The organism is Moorena sp. SIO2C4 (assembly GCF_010672485.1).
Classification (GTDB): domain Bacteria; phylum Cyanobacteriota; class Cyanobacteriia; order Cyanobacteriales; family Coleofasciculaceae; genus Moorena; species Moorena producens.
In genome coordinates, this window is record NZ_JAAHGN010000616.1 from 1 (window position 1) to 4,445 (window position 4,445).

Annotated in this window: 3 protein-coding genes; all 3 read right to left on the reverse strand. The window is 45.1% G+C overall.

Going from position 1 to position 4,445, the window contains the following annotated elements; genetic code table 11:
* Positions 1–48: 48 nt before the first annotated feature.
* Complete coding sequence (gene hbs / locus F6K20_RS25700; RefSeq protein ID WP_008189112.1) at positions 49–333, reverse strand: non-specific DNA-binding protein Hbs; 285 nt, start codon at positions 331–333, stop codon at positions 49–51.
* 602 nt (positions 334–935) lie between these two features.
* Positions 936–3,383 carry a secretin GspD/PilQ domain-containing protein gene (locus F6K20_RS25705; protein ID WP_071103837.1) on the reverse strand — a complete coding sequence of 816 codons (2,448 nt, stop codon included), beginning with the start codon at positions 3,381–3,383 and terminating at the stop codon, positions 936–938.
* 354 nt (positions 3,384–3,737) lie between these two features.
* A partial coding sequence (locus F6K20_RS25710; RefSeq protein ID WP_287296525.1) for a type IV pilus inner membrane component PilO occupies positions 3,738–4,445 on the reverse strand: 708 nt, incomplete at its 5' end.

The following is a 4,445-nucleotide window of genomic DNA, read 5'->3' on the forward strand; positions in this document are numbered from 1 at the left end:
TCCCGTGAGTTGTTCGTTTCAAGGACAAGTTTCTGAGTGAATCAGCGATTACTCCTTCGGTGGTGCAACTCTCTCTTTAAAAACCTTACCAGCAGAAAAGGCTGGAACCTTAGTTGCCGGAATTTCCATCTTTTCACCGGTTTTGGGATTGCGGCCCTCACGAGCCTTACGCTCCCGGGATTCAAAGGAACCAAAGCCCACTAAGGTGACTTTATCACCCTCGGACACTGCTTCCATAATCGTCTCTATCGTAGCAGTTAGTACTGCATCGGCTTGTTTTTTGGTTACAGTAGCTTTTTCCGCCACTTTATCGACTAATTCACCCTTATTCATTCAAATCTCCTTGTTTTTCAGATCATCCAACCAGGGTTTTCAACAAAAAAATCGCTGCAACACTCGCAGCTTCAAGGTTTCACTGCATTATTCTAATGTTTGCCATGCCGATATGGATCGTTGAATGCTCTAATTTATATAGATTTCAGAATTTTGCCCCAGAATGATACCCTAAATTTATTCCTTAGGGAGTAGGCAATCAGAATTTTTGATGATCAATCATTATTAATTATATATAATCAACTATTTGACCGTAAGCCCCCCGCTATAGCCGTGCTTGCAGTGCGACAAGGCGCTCGCTGCCTGAACCTCGCCAAGGGAAAGGGCACCAATAGAGAGAGGTGAGCCTCCTATGGGATAGCAAAGCTGAGAAGCCTTTTTATCTATTGACAATAAATATTAAAATAAGTTATAATTAAGTGTTTACAATGCTCCAAACCAAGTGAATAAAATTAACTACCAAACTACCAGGGGGTCTGGAAACTATAAGTATGGCGTTGTACTCGCCTGATCAGCATTGGTTAAATAAGTTGATTACCCCCGAGCGAGCAATCCCTCGCTCGGGGAGATAAGTGTTGATTGACGTTTACCTTACCTTTACCTTAATTACCTGGAGACTGAAATCCTCCCCGGTTTAACATTTGACGGGCATCCCGTCCAGGAGTGTAGCTGTAACCATACCCACCATTGCGGTCTGTATCATCCAGAATTTGAGGGGTCAGGAGGATAATCACTTCACGGCGTTCATTGGTTTTGTTGGTACTTCTGAACAGAGCACCAAGTAAGGGAATATCACCCAAAACGGGCACCTTCGATACTGTTGTGCGGTCATTGTCCTGAATAATGCCAGATAGTATTAACGTCTGACCATCCCGCAGACGAATTAGCCCAGAGTTCAGTTCTCGGCGACTGAGGAATGTGATTGTGTTTTCTGCATTATCACTCTCAAAGACTTGAGTTCCCGAGGGAGCTGAGATCACGGGAGCTGTAGATAAGGTAATAAAACCATTGTCGTCAATTCTCTCAACATTCACCGTTAGCGTTAAACCAGCATCTTCAATAACGGGAGTGATGGTTCTAGTGGTAGCACCACCGTCTGTGTCTATATCTGTTCTCACACTGGTCAGTACCTGCTGAACCAACTGGACACGAGCTTGCTGCCCTTCTTGGATCACTAGAGTTGGGTCGGTCAGAATCTTGGCGTTGTTGCTGGTAATCTGAGCATCCAAGGTTAATAGAAACTTATCAGGGAACTCGAATAGAGAAGGAAGCGAATACTCAAACTCAATGCCATCATCTTGAACATCCACATCCGTCACACCTGGCTGGAATGGATTATTATTTCGACCAAAGCCAGGACGTGCAAAGAGTGCTGAACGACCAGCGCTTTCATTGAAACCCTCAATGACGTTATCAAAAGGAGCATTTTGTCTATCAAAGAATATATCACCGTCTCCGTCTACAGCACGAAAATCAAATGGCTCAATATTAGGAAACTGACCACTAATTACATCATCTCTACTGGGGGGATTAACCCTACCGAAATTAACTGCTGCGGCTCCGCCATCACTGACTACAAAGGTATCATTAATCCCAAAGGAGAAACTGGCATTATAGGCATCGGTGCCAGCCAGGTTAACATCAATAATCTTGACATTTACCGCCACTTGACGGCGACGAGCATCCAACTGTTTGAGTAAAGAGGTCGCAATTTCAATTTGCCTGGGCTCACCCACCAGAGATATGGAATTAAGTCGGTCATCGGTGGATACTGCTAATCCCTCCAGCAACAGTGCCCCTTGGCTACCATCTTCCCGCTCAGCGGTAACTGGTTGAATTTCTGGGGCCCGTTGGATTTGTCGCACCACTCGTTGGGTTTCAGGATCGATGATTTCTTCGGTCTCGCTTACTACCTGTTGCACTTCTGCTCCCTGAGTGGCTAAGAAAGTAGCAGCCCCTTGGGCACTGGCTTGATTGAGCCGTAGAGTACGACTAATTAAATTACGAGCGGCTTGAGGGAGTTTGGCCCCAACAAAAATTGTGCTTCCCCGACGGTTAGCCTGAAGACCAGACAGCTGGAGAATATAGTTGAAAGCATCTTGGACGGGTTCGTTTTCTAAATCAATAGAAATGGTGAACTGTGCTACACCCGAGTCTTCATCTGACTCAGCAAAGGCCAGATTGAGTCCAGCAGAACGAGCCAACAGAGACAACACTTCTCGAATCGGTGCTTCTCGTAATACCAAACGGGGCACTAGAGTTGCTGTTCCCAGATCTATAGTGCTAGCAGCAGCATTAATATTAGAAACAGCAATATCCCCCACTGGTGGTGCTACTGCTCTAGGTAAGAAGGGGGGCGCTGGCGCAATTGGTTGCACCGCATTAGCTGGAGCTGCCGGTATTCCATCAATAATAATTTTTGGCTCAGGTACCAGCACATCTGGTTCAGGAGCCACTATTTCTGGAGGTTCAGGAGTTTCTGAGGGGTTAGCCTCTGTCTCTGGTTCTGGTTCAGAAAGTTCCGCTGGTTTCTCCATCTGTTCCGTTTCAGCATTAGTTCCTCTATTAGGAACTTGAGCATTAGGAACTTGAGCCAGCTTGATCACCGATGAGTCTTGGATAGATAATATCCCCTGATTCTCAGTAGTGGTGTCAATGCCTAAGGTAATTCCCTGAGCATCCCTTTGGATCAGTGAACTTATTGGCAGTTTGTCAGTGCCTCGAATTGTCACCCTGACCCGGTTGTCATCTAGTTCCTTAACTGCAACCGCACTGATATTGGGTAGGGGGTTAGTTTCACGGAAGTTAGTCCCTTTGGGCAAACTCAGCTGGGTATTAACCAGATCAGCTACCAAAACATTGCCTTGGTTGACAGCAAAAATCTGTGGACGCTCATTGCCCCCTTTTGTCTCAAGTTTCAGTTCCAGTTCACTCCCTTGTTGGTTGAACCGTATGGCACTAACTTGGCTTGCTGCTACTACAGGCTGTGTTGACCATAAAGCCATTGCTGTAGCCGCGAACACTCCACCACATACTTGAATCTGTCTCACGGTTGATTCCTCACATATCCTGACTGAAATCACAGAAATTATTCCATACTAAGGGCTGTTGACGGTTAAGGGTTGAAGGTTGAAGGGTTAAGGTTGAGGGTTGAAGGTTGAGGGTTGAAGGTTGAGGGTTGAAGGTTGAAGGTTGTTCGCGTAGCGTGGCCGAAAGGCCAAGATGGAGACGTTAAGGATAAGTTAACACTAAATACTCAACAAACAACAACAAGAACCAACACTAATAACCCTGTAAGCTCCATAAAACAGCAGGTTATCCCAATTCCAAACAACTTGGCTACCGAATATCTCCCCATCATTAAATTGGTAGCAAGAATGTAGTAAGACTAAAGGAACTTGGGATTATTTCTTCTTACCTGACTGTTTCTTATCATTCTTTTCCTGCGCTGCTTCTTCCTCCTTATCCAAATCTCTAGCAGGCATAAGAGCTTCCAGGGTTAAGCTCGTTTTTAGCTTAGGTTGAGGACCAGGAACTACTCTCCCTTGCTGTAGCACTAGTGTTTGCGGTTCAGTGATTTGAGCTTCTAGGTCTTTAATCAGCAACATCGACTGTAGCCGTTCGAAGCTGCGCATAATTGACTGCACTTGTTGGAAGCTACCCTCAATTTCGACATTGACGGTTCTCCGTTTTAATTTTCCATCAACTAGGGTTCCTAGAGACCCATCATTAACTATATTGATTCCCTCGGAATCTGGCTCATATCTAAGCAAAGTTCCTCTAGTATCCTTAACAAAGGTATTGAGATCAAGCAATAAAGTATCTAGACTTTTTTCTGTGGAAAACAAACTCAAAACCCGGCGGTTTTGCTGCTTTGCTTGCTTTAGTTCCTCCTCTTTCTGTTTAATTTTTTTCTGGAGTACTTCGGGATTTTGGAGGTCATCTTGCTTGGTTGATAAATCATTTCGTAAAGTCTGATACTCCTGCCAAGCCGGTAACATCAGGTTCATGGCTAGATAGACAGCAGCGGCCAGACCAAGAATAGCAAAAGTAATCCCAGAAACTTGGGGAGTAAAGGTAATGCCGAAGGCAGGGAAGAGCCAAGGCCTGAA